We start from the raw sequence: 21175 nt of genomic DNA, 5'->3' as shown, positions 1-21175 counted from the left end.
CAAAATGTCGGTCGGGATTTGATTCCCGGCAAAATCCAATCAACGCCGGACCACAGATTAGTGGCGCGTTAGGAGATTATCATGAGCCAAAATGTCGATAAAATAGAACCCAGTTATCCTTTATTCAGAAATGACGAGTACAAGGAAAGCTTGGCCAACAAACGTGAACAGTACGAAGAACGTCATCCGCAAGACACGATTGATGAAGTGTTCCAATGGACAACTACCCAGGAATACCAAGATCTAAACTTCCAACGTGAAGCGATCACGGTTAACCCTGCCAAAGCTTGCCAACCTCTGGGCGCGGTACTTTGCGCACTGGGTTTCGAAAAAACCATGCCTTACGTGCACGGTTCACAAGGCTGCGTGGCTTACTTCCGGACTTACTTCAACCGTCATTTCAAAGAGCCTATCTCTTGCGTATCTGACTCTATGACTGAAGACGCGGCGGTATTCGGCGGTCAGAAAAATATGTTTGCCGGTTTGGAAAACGCGAAAGCCCTGTACAAACCCACCATGATCGCAGTATCAACCACTTGTATGGCGGAAGTGATCGGCGACGACTTGAACGCGTTCATCAACAACGCGAAAAAAGAAGGCCACGTCGATCAAGACTACCCTGTGCCATTTGCGCACACCCCTAGCTTCGTTGGTAGCCATACCACGGGTTGGGATAACATGTTCGAAGGTATTGCCCGCTACTTCACCCTTGAGAAAGGTGTGATGCCTGACGGTAAATACGAAGTTGGCAGTAACAACAAAATCAACTTAGTCCCTGGCTTTGAAACTTATTTGGGCAACTTCCGCGTGATTCACCGGATGCTGAACGAAATGGGTGTTGAGCACACTTTGTTGAGCGATCCTACCGAAGTGTTGGATACGCCAGCTGACGGCCACTTCAACATGTATGCCGGTGGCACCACCATCGACGAAGTCAAAGACGCGCCGAATGCGATTACGACCATTCTGTTGCAACCTTGGCAATTGGAAAAAACCAAAAAATTCTTGGAAAACAGTTGGAAACATGACGCACCTAAGCTGAACATCCCAATGGGCTTGGAATGGACCGACCAGTTCCTAATGAAAATCTCCGAACTGACCGGCAAACCGATTCCAAAATCACTGGAAGTGGAACGCGGTCGTTATGTGGACATGATGACTGACTCACACGCTTGGTTACACGGCAAAAAATTTGCCCTGTACGGCGACGCAGACTTTGCTTTGGGTATGACCAAATTCCTGCTGGAAATGGGCGCCGAGGTAACAGACGTGTTAGTCAACCACGCGAACAAACGTTACAAAAAAGCGGTTGAAGAAGTGTTGAAAGCCTCTCCTTACGGCCAGGAAGCGACGGTACATATCGGTAAGGATTTGTGGCACTTCCGTTCATTGATGTTCACCAACAAACCGGACTTCATGATCGGCAACTCCTACGGCAAATTTATCCAACGCGACACCTTCTACAAAGGCGAAGAGTTCGAAGTACCGTTGATCCGCATCGGCTTCCCCATCTTCGATCGTCACCACTTGCACCGTATGACCACATTGGGCTACGAAGGCGGCATGTACATGCTGACCACCATCGTTAATGCCTTGTTGGAGCAGTTGGACAAAGAAACCAAAGGTATGGGAACCACTGACTACAACTACGATTTGATTCGTTAATCGTAGGGTGGGCACCGACGGCGGCGCCCACCGCTTTCTTAAGCTAGTCAAACCAAATCGCGTCGGGTTACAGCGCAGGCTTAACCCGACCTACACTTGTCTGGAGAAACCCAATGCCTAGCGTCATGCTCAGGAAACGCGAAGACGGCAAATTGCTGTTCTACATCGCCAAAAAAGACCTGGAAGAAACCATCGAATCCTTAGAATTCGACAGCGCCGATAAATGGGGCGGTGAAGTGGTTTTGGGTGACGGATCGAAATATTACTTTGATCCACTGTCGCCTCCGCCTAAAATCCCTACAACCTTGCAAGCTAAACGGTTATCGGAGGAATAAAGCCATGTCTCTGTATATTGTTGCCGAAGAATGCATCTCCTGCGGCGATTGCCTGCCGGTATGCCCTACCGACTCCATCAAGGAAGGGGCGATTGTTTTTGAAATCAACAAAAAAACCTGCACGGAATGCAATGGCGATTACGACGAACCGCAATGCGTCAAGGTTTGCCCAATCGACAACTGCATTCTGCCTTTAGTGGCTTGACGCCATGAGCCAGTCTACCTTAACCCGGGAACTGGCACTGCGCATCGGGCTTGCGGCTCGCGCCCTGCCCGATACCCCTCCCAAACTGTTTATCTCCGTGCTACGTGCCTGTACCGGCACGGCTTTAAACGACAAAAGCCTGGCCGAACTCGGCAAAGCCCAGTTCCAACAAGCTTTAAACAATTTCGGCATTGTGGCCGACGCCGACAGTATCCGTGAATCGTTGCGCATCCTGCAAAACAGCGAGGAAGCAGCGCCGCCGATAGCCGATCCCTGCCAGACAATTGCATCCGCCAGCTCGATCCGAATTGCCATCGGCAGCGACGATCCGCAGCACATCAGCGGTCATTTTGGCTCGTGCCGACAGTTTTTGATTTATCAGATTGCCGCGGACGACGCCCGCCTCATCGATGTGCGCAGCATCGATAGCGACGCGCAACGGCAGCATGACGACAAGAATGTGTATCGCGCGGAACTGATAGCCGATTGCCGAGTGCTGTATATTGCCTCTATCGGCGGTCCGGCGGCGGCGAAAATTATCAAATACGGCATTCATCCGGTCAAAGCCGATCAGGGCGAAGCCATCACTCAAATTATCAAGCAGCTGCAAATCGTTTTAGCGCATGCTCCGCCACCGTGGCTGGCTAAATCGATGGGCATCCAGCCCGTGCAACGCGTTTGTTTCAAACAGGAATCCTAGCGATGATTAGTCCAGAGCAACTGCAAACCATAGCCGAGAAAATTAACGGCCAAGCCTTGAACGAAACCGTCGTCAGTGGACTACGCGGCGAATACCCCGGCGTCCATTTCACCTATTGCATGGATGACGACCTGCCCAACAATGAACCGTTATTGGAAGGTACGGGCTTTAACCTGTATCTGGTCGATGGCCGCGAACATTGCTTACGCATTACCGATAATTACGAAAATGCCTCAGGCATTGTGATCGCCGAAGTTATCCCCGAATAAGGCGATAATATGGCGGAACAAGACAGCCCTGTTACTCTGCCCGTCGCCGATTGCAGCCTCTGCCCATTCCGCGGGAAAACCCTGCTGATGGGCCGGTGCATGCCCGGTGATACCTGCGTGTTCATAAATAGCGGTCGGCAAATCGACCGTTTCTTTCGGGTTAATCCGGCCTATGCCGCGCATTATCTGCAAGATCCGTTCTGGGAACGCCGCGCCATCGCCGTGCGTTACGCACCGCTAAAAGCCTTGTCGGCGCTCATCACCGACGAAGACGAAGTGGTGCGCCGCGCCGTAGCTTTCCGCCTGCCGACCCAGCAATTAATCGCCCTGATCAACGACCCGGACCGCGAAGTACGCATGACGGTCGCCGACCGCATTGATCTGGAACACCTGGAATTGCTGGCCGACGACCCCGACTACATCGTGCGCTTAATGGTCGCCAAACGTCTGCCGCCGGGCCGCTTGTTCCGTTTCATCAAAGACGACGACTTACAAGTACGCAAACGCGTTGCCGAAAGGCTGCCGGAAGTCAGCCTGGGGCTAATGGCCAACGACCGTTCGCCGGATGTACGGCGCATCGTCGCGGAACGCATGTCGCCGGAAGACGCCGCCATGCTGTTAAACGACGACGACTGGGTCGTGCGCTACACGGCGGCTCTAAAGGTTGATCCCGCGCAACTAGCCGGACTAGCCGACGATCCGGAACCGGATGTCCGCGAACTGGTGCAGCAACGCTTACATTCCAACTCCACACCTGAAGCCGATCATGACTGAATCAAGACTCAATCTTGCCGGACAAGACATTACCGATTGCTGTAAAAAAATCATCCCCGGCCAAACCGACGATTTGCTGCTCAGCAAACTCCAGGCGCTGATTCCAGACCATCCTATCCGCCTGGCTTTGACGGGCGACGAATGGTACCGGCTGGGCGGCGTGGTGGATATGGACGGCAAACGCATCGCCAGCGATTTAATCGAATGGGTGGAACGCACCTATCTGGAATGCGGGCAAAACCTGCAAACCCTGATCGATTACACGCTGGAGCAAAAACTGATCGCCACCAAGCAAACCGGTAAAACCCTGTATTTTGTGGTGCAGACCGGCACTAAAGCCGAAGACTTTACCTTGATCGAAATTGACAAGACTCACGAAGTCTCTGATCGAATGCTGGTGGATGAAAACAATCCGCCCGACGATCTGGAAGAATTCATCGACCCGCTGCAACCTTTTTGCATCGAGAGCTTCGGCTTCGGACATTCCAGATACACCTACCGGCGCAAGACCGATGTCAAGCTGTTCATGGAAGTGATTAACGAGCGCCATCCCGGCGAACATCCGGTACAACGCTTCATGGAAGACTGGAACCGCAGCAGCGCCGGCCAAAAACACAGCATGTCCGAAGACTGGATCATCCGCCCTTATCGGCACACCGGCCGTTTCGGCGAACAAATCGTCAACGTGGAAATCGTCAACACCCACAAAAACAACCTGCCGCATCTGGAAGACTTTGCCGGCAAGAAAGGCAGTGCGTTAAGTAATGTATTAAATCGCTTCGACCGGCAAGCCGGTTATCCGTTTGCTTGGTTTTTTTACATGGTCAAAGGCAAGTTGGTATCCACCCACAGCGCCGATGCGGTTTATAAGGATATTTCCGGGGATTTTGCTTATTTGCCGGAGCGGGATGAGGCGGTGTTGCGGGATTGGATTTCTACGCCTTATAACGTTTGATTTTGTGCTGTGTCGCTAACGCGACGGTTGTTTTAATGTCGGGTCTCGGCCCGACAGCCGAGATACTTTCTTTTGTGTGGCCAAAAGAAAGTATCCAAAGAAAATGCCACCCGAATGCCGCTTGTTTCCTGCGCTCCGAAGCTTTTGAACGGGGTTGCCGAAAGGGGCTTCCTGCCCCTTCGGCAACGTGCGGCATCCATGCCGCACCCCTACGGGCTGATCCGCTCAAAAGCTCCGGTGCTCGGCGCGGCATACGGGAGTAAAGCCCTCTCGGGATCAGAATATCAATGCATGATTTGCGCGAGAGCCATTAGCTTTTACAATGGAATACGCTTGCGATCCCTTAGCCTACTTCCAATCCGAAAAGAACGGATCAATTTCGCAACTTCGTCCATTTCAGTGGTGTTCTCAATTTTTGCAGCAAACCCCATTCGCCGAACGACAGCAGGCAAGGAAAAAGTCCAGTACAAACCCATCAGTGGATTTATGAATAGTTCGCTACCGCTGGTTCGAGGCGTCACTTGATGATCCCCAAATTCACCTTTTATCGCGCTAGCAACCGAATTTGTAACAATAGAATGCCTAACGCGCATATTTTGATTGAGGTAATCAACCAATTCCAGGAACCCTCTGCCCTCATACATATCCTTGGTTAGAGAAAAAGCTCCCAAATAGCCATCGTCCTTGATTAGAGTCGCAATATTTTCAAGACAAGCGTGGTGATTAACATCGTGGAAATGATCTATTCCAAAACCGACCATCGCCATCAAACTTTGTTTTACGGCTACGCCGCTAGCGGCAATCATTGAACATGCGTCTTCAACAACCGTTCCTATCCCCGGCTCATCCCCAAAAATCAGACTGTCAGTACCGCCATCAACCAATACCAGCGTATCGATTTGATGGCGTTCAACTATTTCGGCGTATGCACTTCTCAACGGTAAGACGCCAATTTCATTCGAAAACGCATACATTGCCGACTCTTCTCCCCGAGACGACAACCACTCCAAAATGTATCTCTCTGGAAAATACGGCAAGTCGGCAGATTGTTTATTGACAAGAAAAGCGCCAGGGCTAATTTCTTCGCAGTTTGTTAAGCCAAACTCTGTAAAAGAGAGGTTAGCCATCGTGACTTGCTTACCAAGGCGACGCAAATATAGGTAAATGGGGACGCCACTGACGATGTCGAATCCTCCGCCAACCCCAGCAATTAAAAAGCGTTGTCCATTTGCCAACGCATCGAAAAATGGAATGTTCACGTAAAACCTTTGGCTTAGTGAGCCACTATAGGGAAAGTAAGTTAGGTAGTACCTTTTTGTGCTTTGAACAAGCAATGAATTCAAGATGGTACGCGATGCGTACCCTACCCCTCACATAAATTTCCTAATCAATTTCCAATCTCCAGGTGAGGTGTTTCTCCCGTATGCCGCGCCGAGCACCAAAGCTTTTATCGAGAATAGCCCGAAGGGGTGCGGCAGGGATGCCGCACGTCGGCGGAGGGGCTGGGAAGCCCCTTCTGCCGACCCTCGATAAAAGCTTCGGCGCGCAGGATCAAAGCGGCATCCGGGTGGCGTTTCTTTTGGTGACTTTTCTTTGGCCAAACAAAGAAAAGTTACTCGGCTGTCGGGCCGAGACCCGACATTAAAACCAGCCGTCGCGCCAGCGACACATAAACTTCAATCCCGCGCCCACCCGACAAATCCAATCTAATCACTAGCCGTCTTAAACCGAGCCGCCGCACCCAGCAACCCGGTAACAAAAAACGCCGTCCCCACCAAAGTAAACCGCAAATTCAACTTCTCAATCGCCAAATCGTCCGTCGCATACAGCATGAAAATCACCGCAATCCCGCCCCAAGCCAGAAAACCCAACACAGCGGAGAGGATGGTTTTGCTTAAGGCCTCGGCTTCGCTGGCCGGCGCGTCCATCCGGTAGGCGACGAAACCGCAAATCAGCGCCGGCATAATTCCCCAGCGGGCGTGGTCGAGGAAACTGTCCAGGAAATTAAAATCATCCCGGCGATAAAAGGTTAACTCCAGGATAAACGTCGAGATGGTGGTACTAACCAGAAAGCAGACGAACATGATCGCCATGTAAAAGCCGTAATTCTGCTCGACAGGTTCCTGTTGATGGCGAAAGGCGACGCTCCGCAAAGCAAAAACCAGTGTAATGGGCACCACGTAAATCGCAATCGAATAGGCTATCCAGCGCAGCGTGGTATAACTGAAGTGCGGTAACGGTTTGTCCGGGAACAAAAACACATTGTGCAGCGCCACCGACACTTCCCGCCCCAAAATCACGCCAAACGCCGTCGCCGCGGCGAATATCAGCAGGTATTTATAGGTGTGCTTCAAGCGCGCTTCGTGCACATTGCCGCCGAGCTTTCTGACCGTCTCCCACATGTCGTTTTCGCTGGGGCTGCCGAATACCACCGCCGCCGCCAGCAATCGGCACAGCAATCCGGTCAGTCGGTCCAAATCCTTCAGCAAGTTGACGGTTTTGGTGTAATGCGGCTCGGCTTCCTTCCAAATATTCACCTTTTCCGACATCGCATTGTAGGAAATGCAAATTTCGCCCCACATCAACGAGGGTTCGCTGAACAGCCGGCGATACGAGGATTGGTCGGCGTAATGTTGAATCTGATCGAACAGCAGGCTGTTATGCGCCCATTTGTATTCGACGGTGGCGCCGGATTTATCGAAATCGCCGGCGTCGATGCTTTGCACCAACAGGCGATCAGCGATTTGGGCTTTTATCTTGTCGTCCGCCGCCGACAGCCGGGATTTGATCAGCGCGTTATACACTTCGACGGCTTTGGTCGGAATCGCAAAGGCGTCGTGAATGCTGTCCCGTAAAATCAACAACGGATTAAATGGGCTTTCCCAACCGACGAAAAACAGCATGATGCCGGCAGCAATTAGCGGGAACAGTTTGTTACCATCCAGACCGTAGAGCAGATTCACCAGCTCACCGGCGCGTAAATGGCTAACGATCAGCGTTACCAACGGCTCCAGCGGCAGCCATTGCCAAGTCAGCAAGAAAAACAATCCAGCCATCAACGAGCAGTAAAGGACAATCCCGCTCCAGTATGTGCTGCGCCGGATAAAGTACTGCGGCAGCGTCGGTTCCGCACCGAGTTGGACCCGGCGCTTTTGAAACGAGCGGTAAGCCAAAAACCCGGCGGCCAGAGTGCCGAGCAACAGAATCAGAAAATTGATCAGAAATTCGATGGTCATTGTTCCAACGTGATTATGCAAAGTTTGGGAAAGCGGCCATGCCGGCTGACGTCCATTCTAAAGCAAAGCCTCGCGTTTTAGCGACGGCAATTGGTTGCCCCGGTTGGAATCGGTAACAACCGGTTTGCCCCGCATCGCAAGTGTATGGCCGGGATTGGCGCTTCAGGCAGACAAGGCCAGCGAATCTTCCAGCGCAATTTCCAATTCCGCCAGCATGATCTCCGACAGGCCGAGCCGACCGGCTTCCTCGCTGCTGGAGATCACCAAATCAGGCTGCGGACGCGGCGCAATACCTAGCTTGTAGGCCACCATGTCGGCTACGCGCACCAACAATTCCACCGTACCGGTATGTTCGGTGGCCGGCTGATGATGGTTGGCGGCAACCGTACGATAGGTTTCCGGTAAATTCCATTCTTGCAGCAACCATGCGCCTTTGCTCTCGTGCTGGCGGAGGATCAGTTCGCGCTGCAAATCGGCGGGTAAATTTAGATTGGGGTCCTTGGCCGCCAGGTCTTCGAGGCAGCGCAACAGCAACAGTTCGCCAATGTCGTGAAACAGGCCGGCCATGAAGGCTTCTTCCGCTATCGTCTGGAACGACAAACGCTTGGCCAGCCATTCGGCGCCCAAGGCTACCGCGACGCTATGCTGCCAAAGTTTGACCATGTATTGCTGAGTGGCGGCATCTTTTGCCGCAAACAAGCCTTTCTGCGTAACCAAGGTGGCAATCTGGACAATGCGCGGCAAACCCAAGCGGACCAGGGCGTCCTTGACCGTGTTGATCGATCCCAAGCCGGCATAGAACGACGAGTTGGCAACGCGCAAAATCTGGCTAGCCAGACTGGCGTCCATCGCCAATTGTTTGGCAATCGCGTCCAGCGAGCGATTTTCGTCTTGCAACGCCAAACGCAGCTCGGTTACCGCCCGCGGAAATACCGGCAAGGCACTGGCTCCCGAGGTCATGGCCTCATCTATCAATTCGGAAAGCGTTTTTTCACTCATAGGACTGGATTGTTTTATTTGTTCATCGACTGCCCAACAAGCGGCGCAGTTCGTATAAAGGGCGGGGTTTTCCAAAACGCGGCAGATTGCGGATCACTTCCTGTAGTGAGGTGGTGCCGGCAGCGGCCTTCACCAAACCATCCTCGAGCAGGGTAACCAAGCCCGCCGTCTCCAGGCTAACCCGCCGGATTTCGTAGGAGGTTTTACGCTGCAATATCGCATCTTTGACCAATTCGTTCATCGACAATAGCTCGAACACGCACACCCGGCCGGAGTATCCGGTAAAACGGCACTTTTCACAGCCCTTGCCCAACAAAAATTGAGCGCCGACAATATCATCCGGCGTCACATTCAACCGACGCAGCAAAGCCGGATCGGGCTTGGACGGTTCGGCACAATGCCGGCACACTCTGCGCAACAGGCGCTGAGCGACTACCGAAACCACGGTCGAAGAAATCAGAAAAGCCTCGATTTCCATATTCAGCAGCCGCAACAGGCCGCCGATGCTGTCCTCGGTGTGAAATGTGGTCAACACTTTGTGGCCGGTCAGGGCCGCCTGGATCGCGGTGTCCGCGGAAAACTTGTCGCGAATTTCGCCGAGTACGATGATGTCCGGATCCTGACGCACGATGTGGCGCAGGGTTTCTTCGTAAGTCAGATTGATCTTCGGATTGATCGAACATTGCGCGACGCCGTCAATTACGTATTCAACCGGGTCTTCGGCGGTAACGATGCTGACTTCCGGTGCGTTCAGGTAATCCACTGCACTATACAGTGTCGTGGTTTTACCCGAACCGGTCGGTCCGGTGATAATCACAACGCCGGTCGGTACATCGAGCGAATCTTGAATGAAGCGTTCCAGCATCAAGGGCGCCATGCCCACTTCGTGTATATCCAGCAATTCTGTCTTGCGGTTCAATAGCCGCAACACGATTTTTTCGCCGTTGATGGTACTGAAAAACGAAGCGCGCATATCGATCACGCGATTGCTGCTGGCCTGTTCGAACATGACCCGCCCGTCTTGATGCCGGCGCTTTTCGGCAATATCGGCGCCGGCCATCACTTTAATCCGGCTAATCAAGGCCTGGGCGATTTCGACCGGAAAATCCCGGTAGTGCACCATTACGCCGTCAATCCGTTGCCGCACCCGAACCTTATGCTCCAGCGGTTCGATATGTATATCGCTGGCTCCCTGGCGTATCGCGTCTTCAAAGATCAGGTTGGCAACCGCGACGGCCGACTGCTCGCCGGTGGCGGCTTTTTCGGCGCCGGTATTGCGCTCGTAATTGAGCAGAAAACGCATGATCTGCGAATATCGCCCCACCGCCGGAATGATCTCGGCGCCCAAGACGTGCCGGGCCATTTCGATGGCGTTTTGATCCAGCGGATCACCAAAAGCCACCAATACGCCGTCCATTTGTTTTTCGATAGGCAAAAAACAATGCTTGTTGGCAGACTTCAACATCGGCTTGGTCATCAGCGAATGGTCGATCACGGCAGTACTTAAATCGACAACCGAAATCCCCATCAGGTCCGCTAAAACCTCGAGCATTTTCGTTTCCGATATCAGATTGCGTTCCACCAGAATTTCGCCCAGGCGTTTGCGCCCTGCTTTTTGCCGTTGCTCGGCCAGCGCCAAGTCCAGGTCGGTGTTGGTGATGAACCCGAACTCCACCAGGAACAGGCCTAACTTGACTTTGACCGGGTGGTTACGAAACAACTCGACCAATTGCTTGTGGGTGACATAACCCAGATCGCAAAGCACCAACAAAATCGGCTTTGGCGACTCCAGTTTGCTTTGCACCCGCAAGGCGTATTTCAGTTTTTCCGCATCGATCAGGCCCTGACCAACCAATAGGCCCAAGAAGTTTTCTGTGAAGCTTTTGCAGGAATCGCCAGTGTTGGTGTCGCTTATGTTCATTGCCGCGTAATCGTCGTTGTCCAGCGGAGCGAAAAGGAAAGGGGCATGCTATCAACAGGTGTTGGAGGACGGATCATAGTCTATACAGCGCTAGCTCACCGAATTTTAAGCCGCGATTATAGTCGCCAGGCCTTACGCCACCCTGCGCGCCAGTTAACAGCAGACTAACAACAAACACGTGGGGGAAATTCGAACGAGGGCGGGAAACAGAGACAAAAAAATCAAGAGATCTCCCGCCTGCGCCGTCTGATACTTTCGTCCTTGAACCGAAGGTTCAAGTGGAAACCAAATCCAGTCAATCAGGCTTCCTGAATAAACAGGCATGCACACCATGAATGGCAAAAAGTTTCCGGGGTAAAAACAGGTTCAGGAAACACCCAGTACTGCTCGAACGCCGCAGGAGATTGGACTTATAGTCTACCGGGGAATCACGGGTTTTCCAAAACGTTTTCTATTTTGCTGCGCAAATCGGCCAAGCGTTGGCAAATATCCAAACTGCCGCTGGCTTCAGTCTTATTGGATGCCACCAAGTCGTGGGCCAAGTTCAAGGCAGCCAGCACAGCGATGCGGTCAGTGCTGCTGACCTTGCCGGTATCGCGGATCTTGCGCATCTGCCGGTCAAGTTCCCGGGCAGAGTTAATCAAACCCTCTTTTTCATCGGCGGCACAAGCAATTTTGTATTCCTTATCCAGGATATTCAGCGAAACGGGCTGTACGGCTTTACTCACGAATCATGCTCCATGGCTTTCAAACGGGCAATCATCGCTTCCACTCGGGTTTTAGCCAACGTCGTTTTTTCCAGCAATTTGGCTTTTTCCTTAACCAAGGCATCCTGTTTAACTTTCAAGGATTTATTCTCGTTTTTAACTTGATTGAACTGCGCAATGAGCGTATCCAATTTCGCTTCCAATGCTTCCAGTTCGGTTGACGGATCTTTTTCTGTTTGAGACATAGCAGGAGTATGGGCCGATATGACGTTATAATCATCGTAGATGGCTAAGAATGTTAGCATAAGCCATGTTATTAAACAGCTTTAATAGGAAACACAGTCCAGATGACCTACCGTTCGGTTGAAACAATTTTAGAGCAACAAGACGCCGACATCGGCGCTGCCGAGGCGCACGGTATCGCCACCGGCATGCTCTGTGTCGAAATCCGCGCCGATGCGGAAAACTGGCTACGGGAACTCATCGACGACGAGCAACAATTGATCGACGAGGATAAGGCGCTGCTGCATGGCGTGTTCGAAAAAACCCGGGTATTACTGGAAAATCAAAACGACGATTTCGCCTTCGATTTGCTAATGCCGGACGACGACGATCCGCTCGACGAACAAGTGGAAGCCTTACGCTGCTGGTGCCAAGGGTTTTTATTTGGGGTGGGTTACGCGCAAACCGGCGCCGATTGGCCGGGCGATACCGCCGAAGTGATGCGCGACATGATAGAGCTCACCAAAATCGACACCGATGTCGGCGACGAAGACGACGAAAATGCCTTGATCGAACTGCGCGAATATGTGCGCGCCGCCGTGTTTACCGTCCGCGATCAATTTGCCGAACTCGGCTCATCGCAAACGCATTAATCAAGTAGATCGACCATGAAACAAAGCGAATTCAAAAAACGCCGCGCCAGCCTGATGAAGCAAATCGGCAAAGGCAACATCGCCATCATTGCCAGCGCCCCGCAGCGCACCCGCAACCGCGACGTCCACTACCCATTCCGTCAAGACAGCGACTTTTATTATCTGACCGGCTTTAACGAAGCCGAATCGATGGCCGTATTCATCCCCGGCCGCGAGCAAGGCGAATACATTCTGTTCTGCCGCGAGTTCGACGAGAAAAAAGCCCAGTGGGAAGGCGCACACGCCGGCCTGGAAGGCGCCACCAAACACTATGAAGCCGACGATTCGTTCCCGATTGACGATCTGGACGACATCCTGCCCGGCATGCTGGAAAACAAAAGCAAGGTGTTCTACCCGATGGGTAAGGACAGCGACCTGGACCACAAACTGCTGGAGTGGATCAACCACATCCGCAAGCAATCCCGTTCCGGCGTCACCGCACCAGGAGAATTGGTGTCACTGGAGCATATCGTCCACGAAATGCGCTTATTCAAAAGCGCCGAAGAATTGAAATTGATGCGCCGCGCCGGCGAAGTGTCAGCCAAAGCCCATATCCGCGCCATGCAAGCCTGCAAACCCGGTTTGTACGAATATCAAATCGAAGCCGAGTTGATCCACGAATTTATTCAGGATGGCCTGCGCGCGGTGGCCTACCCTTCCATCGTCGCCGGAGGCAAAAACGCCTGTACGCTGCATTACGTCGAAAACAAAGACAAACTCAACAAAGGCGATTTGCTGCTGATCGACGCCGGCGTGGAATGCGACCACTACGCCGCCGACATCACCCGCACCTTTCCGGTTTCCGGCAAATTCAGCGAGCCGCAAAGACAACTTTATCAATTGGTGCTGGATGCCCAAGCCGCCGCGCTGGCTGAAATCAAACCCGGCAATCCCTGGAACAAAGCCCACGACGCCTCGGTAGAAACCCTCACCAAAGGCCTAATCGAACTGGGCTTGTTAAAAGGCAAAGTCAAAAAACTGATCGAAGACGAAAAGTACAAACAGTTTTACATGCACCGCATCGGCCACTGGCTAGGCATGGACGTGCATGATGTCGGCGATTACAAAATCAAGGACGAATGGCGTTTGCTGGAACCGGGCATGGTATTAACCGTGGAACCCGGCCTGTACGTCCCAGCCGACTGCGAGACGGTGGACAAGCAATGGCGCGGCATCGGCATTCGCATCGAAGACGATGTGTTGGTCACCAAAGACGGCCATGAAATTCTCACGCATGGCGTGCCCAAAACCGTGGCCGACATCGAAGCGCTGATGGCAGGCTAAACCATGCAACACGATTTCGACCTAATCATTGTCGGCGCCGGCCTAGCCGGGAATTGTCTGGCCCTGGCGCTGAAAAACAGCGGCTTGAAGATAGCCTTGGTCGAAGCCAATAGCCGCGAGCAACTGCGTCACTCCCCCGCCGGCGACCGCGCGCTGGCCTTGGCGGCCGGCACGGTGGAACTGCTCAATGATTTAGGTGCTTGGCGCGGCGTTGCGGACAAAGCCACCGCCATCAAACACATTCACGTCTCGGACCGCGGCCATTTTGGTAAAACCCGGCTGGCGGCTGAGGATCAGGGCGTGGAAGCGCTGGGTTATGTGATTGTCGCCCGCGACATCGAACAACACATGGCCGATCTGGTGGAAAAAACCGACACCGTTTGTCTGTATCAAACCCGAGTCGCCGGTTTAATGTCAGGCCGCGACGCGGTCAATGTCAGCTTGAAACAGCACGACGGCAGTTCCTTAAACGTCAACGCCCAGTTACTGGTCGGCGCCGACGGCGGCAACTCCACGGTGCGTAAATTGTTGGAAATTCCGCAGCAAATCACCGAATACGGCCAAACCGCGCTGGTCACCACCGTGCAATCGGCGCTACCACATCGCAACATCGCCTTCGAACGCTTCACCGAATTCGGCCCGTTGGCCTTGCTGCCGGTAGCGGGTAAACAATCGGCGGTGGTCTGGACCCGCACTCACGAGCAAGCCGAAACCCTGATCAACGTCAGCGACCGGGAGTTTCTCGCCGAGCTGCAAAACTGCTTCGGTTATCGATTGGGCGAACTGAAACTGGCCGCGCCGCGCCGGGCCTTTCCGTTAAGCCTGATCCGCGCGGAAAGCATGGTCTCCGGCCGCACCGTCATCATCGGCAACGCCGTGCATCAACTGCATCCGGTCGCCGGCCAAGGTTTTAACCTGGGGATACGCGATGTGGCCTTATTGGCGGAAATGCTGATAGACCAACACGAGCGCGATGGCGATTTGGGCGATGCCCGCCTGCTGAAGAACTACAGCCGGCAACGCCAACAAGATCATGGCAAAACCATAGGCTTTACCAATAGCGTGGTGAAGCTGTTCTCCAACGACAATCTGCCGCTGGCCGCGGTCCGCAACGCCGGCTTGACCATGCTGGATCACCTGCCGTTTGCGAAAAAACTACTGACGCGGCATGCGATGGGTTTAGCGGATAGATTGCCTAAGTTGGGTGATCGGGAATAAACCGGAACCGCACAGTCTCAGTCAAACAAGCTTAGCCAAATCGCCGCCATCAGACTGGCTAACGTCAAAACAGCGGCAATAACGCGGGCAACAGGCCTGGGCCGTGCCGCCGTCCAGACCAGCAGCATCCAATATGCCGCGGCCGGCAGCAGGAAGCTCAGCAAAATCATCATTACCGACCGCCCCGGCGCACACGCTTCGTTGCAGATTGATGTCCAATACTTCCATAAGCCGACGCCCAAAGAGACCGCAAAAATGGCACCTGCTAGGTGCAACAGCCGTATGAAACTGATTTAAACCTCCCGGAACAAAATTTCACGCTTGATGCCAACTGGGTTGCGGCTTTCGAGTTTCGTGCGAATCGTAGCCGTAGGTCCAGTTGCCGCGTAAGCGGTTATGTGACATTGCAATACCAGCTTTGGATATGCCAGGGAACGCTGACGCGCACCCTGACCTACAGGGCTGCTTCGCGGCAGTCCCGCCGAACGCGAGGTTAGGCATCTTTGTCCTCTTCCTCAGCCTGCCAACTCATTAAATTTCTAGCCATTTCCTTGCGAAAGGCTCTAGCTTTATCAATATCTCCTTCTGACTCGGCAAGCAGTTCCAATAGCAGAACATCTTTTGAAGAAGTGATGTCCTCTTTCTTGCTGAGGATAAGCTCCTTGAGTTCTGACTCCCAGCCAAGCTCCTGCAATGCTCGAACTTGCCACCAGAGGCTTCCCTCGTCAGATGCCTTCCGGTATGCCGCAATTAGGAGCTCATCAACCAGTTGTCCTTCATTAAACTCGCGTAGGTAGTATGCAGCGGAGAACCAATTTCCTTCCTGCAAAGACTGATTAACTCCTCTTATATACTCAACCGCAGCATCAAGGCGGCGCTCAATAGCAAATAGTGCGCGCGCGTGCTGTTCAGCATTTTCTCTATCAACGTAAGTTGCGAGATGACGATCTACGACTGACTGGGGAATGAGGTCAGGTCGTCCCTGAATTGTGGCTCGCAGATAGAAGATTGAATCATCTGAGGGGGCATCATTGAGCGCGAGCTCAACATACTTGTCACGTAACTCTACATTACCTATTGCGTTGTAATGAACTGCAAGGAGTTCGAATTGCTCATTCTCTCGGTAGATTTCCGCGATGCTGGTAATGAGTTCTATGTCAAGGGCATCACCATCTTGATCGAGTTCACGATTTACTTCAGATGTCGCTCTGCTCGCGGCAATGGTTCTTATCCAATCGTTTCTGTAGAGAATAACTTGATTGGCATCGAGCTTTCGATCAAAACCTCCACGAATCTGAGTTTCCCGATGGCAATCAAAACACAACACCGACAGGTTTTGTTCGACATTGTGCGATGGATTATCGTCTATGTGGTGAATCTGCACAGGCTTGCCCTTTGTCCTGCAGACGCAGCACGTGCGGTCTGAGCTGAACAAAACCTGCGCTGCGACCTCAGGAGGGATTTCGATTCGCTTTTTCTTTTTCGCCATATTCGAATTTTACTTAAGATGCTTAACAAATGATTATAAAGTTTCCGAATATAACCCGAACACATGCTTAGCAACTAGACCCAATCAAGCGCAACGAAATTCGGATTATTCCCAAAGTTGCACTCTGAATTACGCTTTGCTTCTCCCGGCTACATTGACTAAACCTTACGCCCCCTCAAAACCACCCAAAATCCACCAATCAGCGGCCAAACCATCCCCGGTAACGGCACGGCGGCCACTGTGTTGATATTAAGCGGCGCTGCGTTTGCCGACAAGGCGTTACCCCCAGCATCCGCCAATCCGTTAATCAGTAAATCAAGCTCACTGCTACCACCGCTCAGCACATTGAAGCGGATGATCGCCAGCGTAAAGTTATCGGCTTGCAGGGTTTGTAAATCCGCCGCATCGTCCAAGGACGACTCGAATAGGTTCAGCACACCCGGAGCCAGCAACTCGGCGGCGACACTGTTTCCACCCAAGTCAAACACATCCAGTTCGTCACCCAACAGCGGGTCGCGGAAAGCCACGCCGGCGAAGGCCAAATGTGTTGGGTCGAACTGAATATTAAAATCATAGGTTGCTAACGCATCGTCGCCCAAACCGGAAATGTTTAAACCGATTTCAACGGCATCGGCGGTTTGGCTAAGCGGCGCAAAACGTAAATCAAGGGCAGCATCGGCAACGCCGCTGGCCGCGTATAAAGCTATGCCGGCCAGACCGGCTTTGAGTTGGTTAATCATCGTTGTTAATCCTATATTCGGCATCCTGGATTCCCGCATTCGCGGGAATGACGATATATTTTCGGTTCGTATAATCAGCTGAGGGTATCGATTGCTGACCGATTGGCACCGGTCTGGTTACACCGCACAGCGCGACCGCGTACACAGCAAAGTCAGCTTGCGCACATCCAACGCATTGATCACGCCGTTTTTATCCAGATCGCGGGGATCATCAACGCCGGTAGCCGGTCTGTTGCGCGCCGCAATGACCAGGTTCAAATCCAGTTGATCGACATCGTGATCGCCGTCAAGATCACCTTTTATGCTGATGCTCTCACAGCTGTCAGGCAGATGATTCAAATTGGTATCGCCGCTGACCCGGTTTTGAATATCCAGCACATCCGATTTGGCATTGTTGTTACAGTCCGGAAACACATTCAGGTAATACACATCCTGTTCGCCGTTGTAGGTGGCGGTGTAAGCGATGTGCGCGCCGTTGGGGTCGGAGACTAACTGCGTGTAATCGCCCATTTTGTCGCTTTGCCGCTCTTCGCCGTTCACAATGTTATACGGCAGATGGGTATTGAACACCGGCGTGACCGCCTGGTTTTTGCTCCAGGTTACGCCGCCGTCCCAAGAGTAGGCGTAGTAAAGCTGGGAATAGCGGTACGGCGCGCTGCCGCTGCCGTTGCGGGTGTCGTACCACACCGCGTCGAGGCGGGAATTGGCCGCCACGCCCAGCATCGGGAACCATTGGTAAGCATGGGCCGCGGGCGGATCGTCATTCACCCGCACCGGTGCAGACCAGGTAGCGCCGCCATCACTGCTGCGCACGAAATGAATATCCTGCGGATCGTCGCCGGTTTGCCAAGTGTAGGGCGTGACATGCGCCAGCAAGTAAATATTGCCGCGCAACGGCCCGGCCGATTGATCGGCGGCAATTTGCACATCGCCGTCGCCGCCCAGGGGGTTGGGCAACTGCAAACTCGGCGACAAAAACATCATGCTGTGGCCGCCCATATCGACTTTTTGCGCACTAAAGCCAGGCGAAACATTGGGGTCTTTGGCATCAACCGACTTCAGGAAATAATGCCCGCTACGCACTATACCTAAAGCATTGACGGACAAAATCGTTTCATCCACGCCAAACAAATAGACCTCGCCTTCCGCGCCAATAGCCAGCCGGCCAAAACCAAAGTTTGCTACCGGTAATGCCGCATCCGGTTCTTGATAGCTGACACCGCCGTCCGTGGAACGGATGAAATATTTGGGCACATAATTTGGATCGGGGTTGCTGTCGGCCGGCCGCCGCCAGGTGCTGTAAATATGCCCGTCGCTGGGACCGCCGGTTTTATCGATAGCCAGCCAATTCTTGTCGCCTTTAAACTGATACACGGGTTCCGACCAAGTCACGCCGCCGTCGCCAGATTTAAACACCGAAGTGCTATCCGATACCGCCAAAGACTGGTAATAGAAATTGCCCAGGGCATCGACCTCCAACACCGGGTCGGTGCGGGTTTGCAGCGGTAAGGCCGGCAGCATGCCGGTACCCCAACTTACACCGCCGTCAAAGCTGTAAGCATAGCCGCCGTGTTTGACGGCCGTAGGCGGTGAATCGAACTTACGCCAGCCCACGACAATATTGGCGGGATTTAGCGGATTCAAGGCCAGCGTCGGCTCGTTGCCTTTGTCGCCGGCGATGTTTTGCCCGCCGGCATCGACATTGACCTGATGACTACGATACTGTCCAAAGCTTATTACCGGGGAAGGCCCTGCCTGCGCGGCTGTCGTCAATGTCAAACCGAGTCCTAAGCCTGCCGCGATTTTTACCAGCCTGACGTTACGGAAAAAGGGTGTACGCCATTCGCCAAGCTCGGGGCGAACGGCAGTTAGGGGCCGAGTCAATCCTGCAACTTCATCCTGTTTCATCAGACGATCTCTCTTTTAGAACGACCATTCAGAACCAGTCCAGCCAAGCCACTGGCAAATAGCCATACCGTCATCGGCACCGGTACGGCCGCCGGCGTTTCTCCCGACACCACGGTGGTTTGGAAGCTGAAAGTACCGATGCGCGTATCACGCAAGCGGGCGTCGCGAGCCCCCAGATGATCGAAGCCCCAGCCTAAACCCAGATTGCCGTTGAGGCTTAACGTATTCCCGACTATTGCGGTGGTGACATCAAACAACTCAAAACCGACCGCATCGAAACCGATGTGATTGTTAATCACCCAACCGGAACGCCCCGGCGTCGCCGCTTCAAGAGCCGGATCGTATTCCAAGCTCATGTCGCCCAACAACACTCTATTGGTCGGAGGATCGACGTCTACTCGAAAACGCATCACGCCGCCCAGACCGATACTGCCGCTGGCAGTGCCGAACAAATTGCCGGGCTCGAACGCGAAAGTGGTATTTCTGTTCTGCCGCCCGCCCGGATTGACTATCGGATTCACCCCGTTGACGCTAAATTGCAATCCGGTTGCCGGAATTTCATCGGCCACCGTATCGTATAAATCCGGAGTATTGCCGTCCCGCAACTCTACAAACGTTTTCGATGCGGCCGAAGCGTCGTAAAACTCCTCCAGATAAATAGAAGGCCGGCAGCAAATCGGAAAGTCCGCGGTGGGCGTGTCCGGATAGTCATTCACATCGACGCTGGCGATTAATACATCGCGGTTTAGGTTAAGGACCAGCGCACCGCCGCTGACTGTGGCGGCGTGGACATGGCCGGACAGCAAAATACCGCAAACCGCTACTATTAGCCCGGCGCCTAAATTGCGTCGCTGCCGCGCGGCTGTAGTGGATTCCCGCCTGCGCGGGAATGAAGAAGCCAGGGAAATGAATAGTGTCGCGGCAAACAGCCAGCCGGATGATAGCTGATTATTGATTTTCATAATGTCACACTCCTTGAAAGATATGGCCTACGGCCTATGCCGATAAAACCCAATAAGCCGCTAGCGAATAGCCAGACCGCAGCGGGTAGCGGCACCGCCGATACCTGTCCGCAACCGGCATAGGTGCCGGTGCCCAAGCAGAAATTACCGACATCTATCAATTGCACGCCTTGCAACATGCCGGCGTTTTCCGGCGACATTAATAAATCGCCACTCAGCTGCCAGTTTTGGGCATCGGTAAAATTCAGGCTTAGATTGTTTAGGTCGTACACAGCCATCGTGAAATAAATGTTATTGGCTAGGTACCAGCCGGTGCGTCCCAAGGTTTGCCGGTCGGCATCGTAACGCACCGAAAAATCGCCGTTGACCAAGCCGGCCCCGCTGGGCGGCCAGTTCGGCGCATAAAACCCCTGCACGCCGGTCATGCCCACTTGCGCCCCGACCACGCCGGCCAGCGTGATGGTATCGATGGCAAAATCGGCTGATGTGGCTTTAACGTGACGCTGGCTAGCTTGCGGGCTAGGATCGTTACCGATAGCCGTCAATTCGAACACCTGATTAAGCCCGGAAATCTCGGTGCTGTTGAGCTGGCTAAGCAAATGGTCGCCGGTATTGGCCGGATTGCCGGCAGTTGATGCCGCCGCGCCCCAGAACGTCGACAGAAAATAACCGCCGGCGTAAGGCGCCAGCGCATTGCGGTCCAGACTCATCGTAAACGTACCGCCGGAAGGCGCATTCAATAGCGTGGCCTCAGCGCTTGCTGAGGCCATTCCCAGACCGATGGCTAGCATCGCCCGCACGACCAAAGCGGGATAGCCACAGTTTTTGTTGATCTTCATAAAATCCCTATCAGCGGATGGCCAGAATAAGCCCTCTCCCTGCCTGAATACGCAA

General features: G+C 53.3%; 22 protein-coding genes and 1 other RNA gene. 10 read left to right on the top strand and 13 right to left on the bottom strand.

Annotation, left to right across the window (positions count from 1 at the left end; genetic code table 11):
- Nucleotides 1-81: 81 nt before the first annotated feature.
- The 7 genes from nifK (at nt 82) to EBB_RS07785 (ending at nt 4903) form a co-directional block, all read left to right on the top strand.
- Nucleotides 82-1665: a nitrogenase molybdenum-iron protein subunit beta gene (gene nifK / locus EBB_RS07815; RefSeq protein WP_192393189.1), complete on the top strand. Its 1584-nt coding sequence runs from the start codon at nt 82-84 to the stop codon at nt 1663-1665.
- Between the two features lie 113 nt (nt 1666-1778).
- Nucleotides 1779-2000: a putative nitrogen fixation protein NifT gene (nifT, locus tag EBB_RS07810; RefSeq protein WP_020483288.1), complete on the top strand. Its 222-nt coding sequence runs from the start codon at nt 1779-1781 to the stop codon at nt 1998-2000.
- Between the two features lie 4 nt (nt 2001-2004).
- Nucleotides 2005-2205: a 4Fe-4S binding protein gene (locus EBB_RS07805; RefSeq protein WP_020483289.1), complete on the top strand. Its 201-nt coding sequence runs from the start codon at nt 2005-2007 to the stop codon at nt 2203-2205.
- Between the two features lie 4 nt (nt 2206-2209).
- Nucleotides 2210-2905 carry a nitrogen fixation protein NifX gene (nifX, locus tag EBB_RS07800; protein ID WP_192393188.1) on the top strand — a complete coding sequence of 232 codons (696 nt, stop codon included), beginning with the start codon at nt 2210-2212 and terminating at the stop codon, nt 2903-2905.
- 2 nt (nt 2906-2907) lie between these two features.
- Nucleotides 2908-3174, top strand: coding sequence for a DUF6129 family protein (locus EBB_RS07795; RefSeq protein ID WP_192393187.1), 267 nt, complete (start codon nt 2908-2910; stop codon nt 3172-3174).
- A gap of 9 nt (nt 3175-3183) precedes the next feature.
- Nucleotides 3184-3948, top strand: coding sequence for a 4Fe4S-binding leucine-rich repeat protein (locus EBB_RS07790; protein ID WP_192393186.1), 765 nt, complete (start codon nt 3184-3186; stop codon nt 3946-3948).
- On the top strand, nt 3941-4903 hold the full coding sequence (locus tag EBB_RS07785) for a hypothetical protein (protein WP_192393185.1): 963 nt from the start codon (nt 3941-3943) through the stop codon (nt 4901-4903). Before EBB_RS07790 ends, EBB_RS07785 begins: the two co-directional genes overlap by 8 nt.
- 317 nt (nt 4904-5220) lie before the next feature.
- On the opposite strand, the gene EBB_RS07780 is transcribed toward EBB_RS07785, so the two are convergent.
- The 7 genes from EBB_RS07780 to EBB_RS07750 all read right to left on the bottom strand — a co-directional run bounded on the left by EBB_RS07780 (nt 5221) and on the right by EBB_RS07750 (nt 12011).
- Nucleotides 5221-6162 carry a DUF1152 domain-containing protein gene (locus EBB_RS07780; RefSeq protein WP_192393184.1) on the bottom strand — a complete coding sequence of 314 codons (942 nt, stop codon included), beginning with the start codon at nt 6160-6162 and terminating at the stop codon, nt 5221-5223.
- 447 nt (nt 6163-6609) lie between these two features.
- Nucleotides 6610-8139: a hypothetical protein gene (locus EBB_RS07775; RefSeq protein WP_192393183.1), complete on the bottom strand. Its 1530-nt coding sequence runs from the start codon at nt 8137-8139 to the stop codon at nt 6610-6612.
- 162 nt (nt 8140-8301) lie between these two features.
- Complete coding sequence (locus EBB_RS07770) at nt 8302-9138, bottom strand: HDOD domain-containing protein (RefSeq protein ID WP_192393182.1); 837 nt, start codon at nt 9136-9138, stop codon at nt 8302-8304.
- 22 nt (nt 9139-9160) lie between these two features.
- Nucleotides 9161-11059 (bottom strand): GspE/PulE family protein, encoded by a 1899-nt coding sequence (locus EBB_RS07765; RefSeq protein WP_192393181.1) that lies wholly within the window; start codon nt 11057-11059, stop codon nt 9161-9163.
- Nucleotides 11060-11285: 226 nt separating this feature from the next.
- A non-coding RNA gene (gene ssrS, locus EBB_RS07760) (6S RNA) lies at nt 11286-11465 on the bottom strand.
- 22 nt (nt 11466-11487) lie between these two features.
- Complete coding sequence (locus EBB_RS07755) at nt 11488-11787, bottom strand: cell division protein ZapA (RefSeq protein ID WP_192393180.1); 300 nt, start codon at nt 11785-11787, stop codon at nt 11488-11490.
- Complete coding sequence (locus tag EBB_RS07750; protein ID WP_192393179.1) at nt 11784-12011, bottom strand: TIGR02449 family protein; 228 nt, start codon at nt 12009-12011, stop codon at nt 11784-11786. Before EBB_RS07750 ends, EBB_RS07755 begins: the two co-directional genes overlap by 4 nt.
- Before the next feature lie 102 nt (nt 12012-12113).
- On the opposite strand from EBB_RS07750, the gene EBB_RS07745 reads away from it, so the two are divergent.
- From EBB_RS07745 to ubiH, 3 genes are read left to right on the top strand one after another with little or no spacing between them, the layout of a single operon-like run.
- Nucleotides 12114-12641: a UPF0149 family protein gene (locus EBB_RS07745; protein ID WP_192393178.1), complete on the top strand. Its 528-nt coding sequence runs from the start codon at nt 12114-12116 to the stop codon at nt 12639-12641.
- 15 nt (nt 12642-12656) lie between these two features.
- Nucleotides 12657-13964, top strand: coding sequence for a Xaa-Pro aminopeptidase (gene pepP / locus EBB_RS07740; RefSeq protein WP_192393177.1), 1308 nt, complete (start codon nt 12657-12659; stop codon nt 13962-13964).
- Between the two features lie 3 nt (nt 13965-13967).
- Complete coding sequence (gene ubiH / locus EBB_RS07735) at nt 13968-15182, top strand: 2-octaprenyl-6-methoxyphenyl hydroxylase (protein WP_192393176.1); 1215 nt, start codon at nt 13968-13970, stop codon at nt 15180-15182.
- 21 nt (nt 15183-15203) lie between these two features.
- Here ubiH and EBB_RS07730 read toward each other — a convergent pair whose 3' ends face one another.
- The 6 genes from EBB_RS07730 to EBB_RS07705 all read right to left on the bottom strand — a co-directional run bounded on the left by EBB_RS07730 (nt 15204) and on the right by EBB_RS07705 (nt 21120).
- Nucleotides 15204-15410, bottom strand: a complete 207-nt coding sequence (locus EBB_RS07730) for a hypothetical protein (RefSeq protein WP_192393175.1) — start codon at nt 15408-15410, stop codon at nt 15204-15206.
- 265 nt (nt 15411-15675) lie between these two features.
- Nucleotides 15676-16671: an HNH endonuclease signature motif containing protein gene (locus EBB_RS07725; RefSeq protein ID WP_192393174.1), complete on the bottom strand. Its 996-nt coding sequence runs from the start codon at nt 16669-16671 to the stop codon at nt 15676-15678.
- 158 nt (nt 16672-16829) lie between these two features.
- The gene (locus EBB_RS07720; protein WP_192393173.1) at nt 16830-17411 is read right to left on the bottom strand and encodes a cohesin domain-containing protein; all 582 of its coding nucleotides are present in this window, start codon (nt 17409-17411) and stop codon (nt 16830-16832) included.
- Between the two features lie 117 nt (nt 17412-17528).
- Nucleotides 17529-19319, bottom strand: a complete 1791-nt coding sequence (locus EBB_RS07715) for a hypothetical protein (RefSeq protein WP_192393172.1) — start codon at nt 19317-19319, stop codon at nt 17529-17531.
- Nucleotides 19319-20281, bottom strand: coding sequence for a hypothetical protein (locus EBB_RS07710; protein ID WP_192393171.1), 963 nt, complete (start codon nt 20279-20281; stop codon nt 19319-19321). The genes EBB_RS07715 and EBB_RS07710 overlap by 1 nt, the downstream gene beginning before the upstream one ends.
- Entirely contained in the window at nt 20278-21120 is an 843-nt protein-coding gene (locus EBB_RS07705; RefSeq protein ID WP_192393170.1) for a hypothetical protein, read from the bottom strand. The genes EBB_RS07710 and EBB_RS07705 overlap by 4 nt, the downstream gene beginning before the upstream one ends.
- Nucleotides 21121-21175: the final 55 nt, after the last annotated feature.

Source organism: Methylomonas fluvii, assembly GCF_014850975.1.
Classification (GTDB): Bacteria; Pseudomonadota; Gammaproteobacteria; order Methylococcales; family Methylomonadaceae; genus Methylomonas; species Methylomonas fluvii.
Note: the sequence above shows the minus strand (reverse complement) of the source record. Positions and strands in the feature narration are given on the sequence as shown.

Bases quoted from the DNA above. Each gene is read 5' to 3' on its own strand.
- nifK (WP_192393189.1), top strand. From the start codon at position 82: ATGAGCCAAAATGTCGATAAAATAGAACCCAGTTATCCTTTATTCAGA.
- nifT (WP_020483288.1), top strand. From the start codon at position 1,779: ATGCCTAGCGTCATGCTCAGGAAACGCGAAGACGGCAAATTGCTGTTC.
- EBB_RS07805 (WP_020483289.1), top strand. From the start codon at position 2,005: ATGTCTCTGTATATTGTTGCCGAAGAATGCATCTCCTGCGGCGATTGC.
- nifX (WP_192393188.1), top strand. From the start codon at position 2,210: ATGAGCCAGTCTACCTTAACCCGGGAACTGGCACTGCGCATCGGGCTT.
- EBB_RS07795 (WP_192393187.1), top strand. From the start codon at position 2,908: ATGATTAGTCCAGAGCAACTGCAAACCATAGCCGAGAAAATTAACGGC.
- EBB_RS07790 (WP_192393186.1), top strand. From the start codon at position 3,184: ATGGCGGAACAAGACAGCCCTGTTACTCTGCCCGTCGCCGATTGCAGC.
- EBB_RS07785 (WP_192393185.1), top strand. From the start codon at position 3,941: ATGACTGAATCAAGACTCAATCTTGCCGGACAAGACATTACCGATTGC.
- EBB_RS07775 (WP_192393183.1), bottom strand. From the start codon at position 8,139: ATGACCATCGAATTTCTGATCAATTTTCTGATTCTGTTGCTCGGCACT.
- EBB_RS07770 (WP_192393182.1), bottom strand. From the start codon at position 9,138: ATGAGTGAAAAAACGCTTTCCGAATTGATAGATGAGGCCATGACCTCG.
- EBB_RS07765 (WP_192393181.1), bottom strand. From the start codon at position 11,059: ATGAACATAAGCGACACCAACACTGGCGATTCCTGCAAAAGCTTCACA.
- EBB_RS07750 (WP_192393179.1), bottom strand. From the start codon at position 12,011: ATGTCTCAAACAGAAAAAGATCCGTCAACCGAACTGGAAGCATTGGAA.
- EBB_RS07745 (WP_192393178.1), top strand. From the start codon at position 12,114: ATGACCTACCGTTCGGTTGAAACAATTTTAGAGCAACAAGACGCCGAC.
- pepP (WP_192393177.1), top strand. From the start codon at position 12,657: ATGAAACAAAGCGAATTCAAAAAACGCCGCGCCAGCCTGATGAAGCAA.
- ubiH (WP_192393176.1), top strand. From the start codon at position 13,968: ATGCAACACGATTTCGACCTAATCATTGTCGGCGCCGGCCTAGCCGGG.
- EBB_RS07730 (WP_192393175.1), bottom strand. From the start codon at position 15,410: ATGGAAGTATTGGACATCAATCTGCAACGAAGCGTGTGCGCCGGGGCG.
- EBB_RS07725 (WP_192393174.1), bottom strand. From the start codon at position 16,671: ATGGCGAAAAAGAAAAAGCGAATCGAAATCCCTCCTGAGGTCGCAGCG.
- EBB_RS07720 (WP_192393173.1), bottom strand. From the start codon at position 17,411: ATGATTAACCAACTCAAAGCCGGTCTGGCCGGCATAGCTTTATACGCG.
- EBB_RS07715 (WP_192393172.1), bottom strand. From the start codon at position 19,319: ATGAAACAGGATGAAGTTGCAGGATTGACTCGGCCCCTAACTGCCGTT.
- EBB_RS07710 (WP_192393171.1), bottom strand. From the start codon at position 20,281: ATGAAAATCAATAATCAGCTATCATCCGGCTGGCTGTTTGCCGCGACA.
- EBB_RS07705 (WP_192393170.1), bottom strand. From the start codon at position 21,120: ATGAAGATCAACAAAAACTGTGGCTATCCCGCTTTGGTCGTGCGGGCG.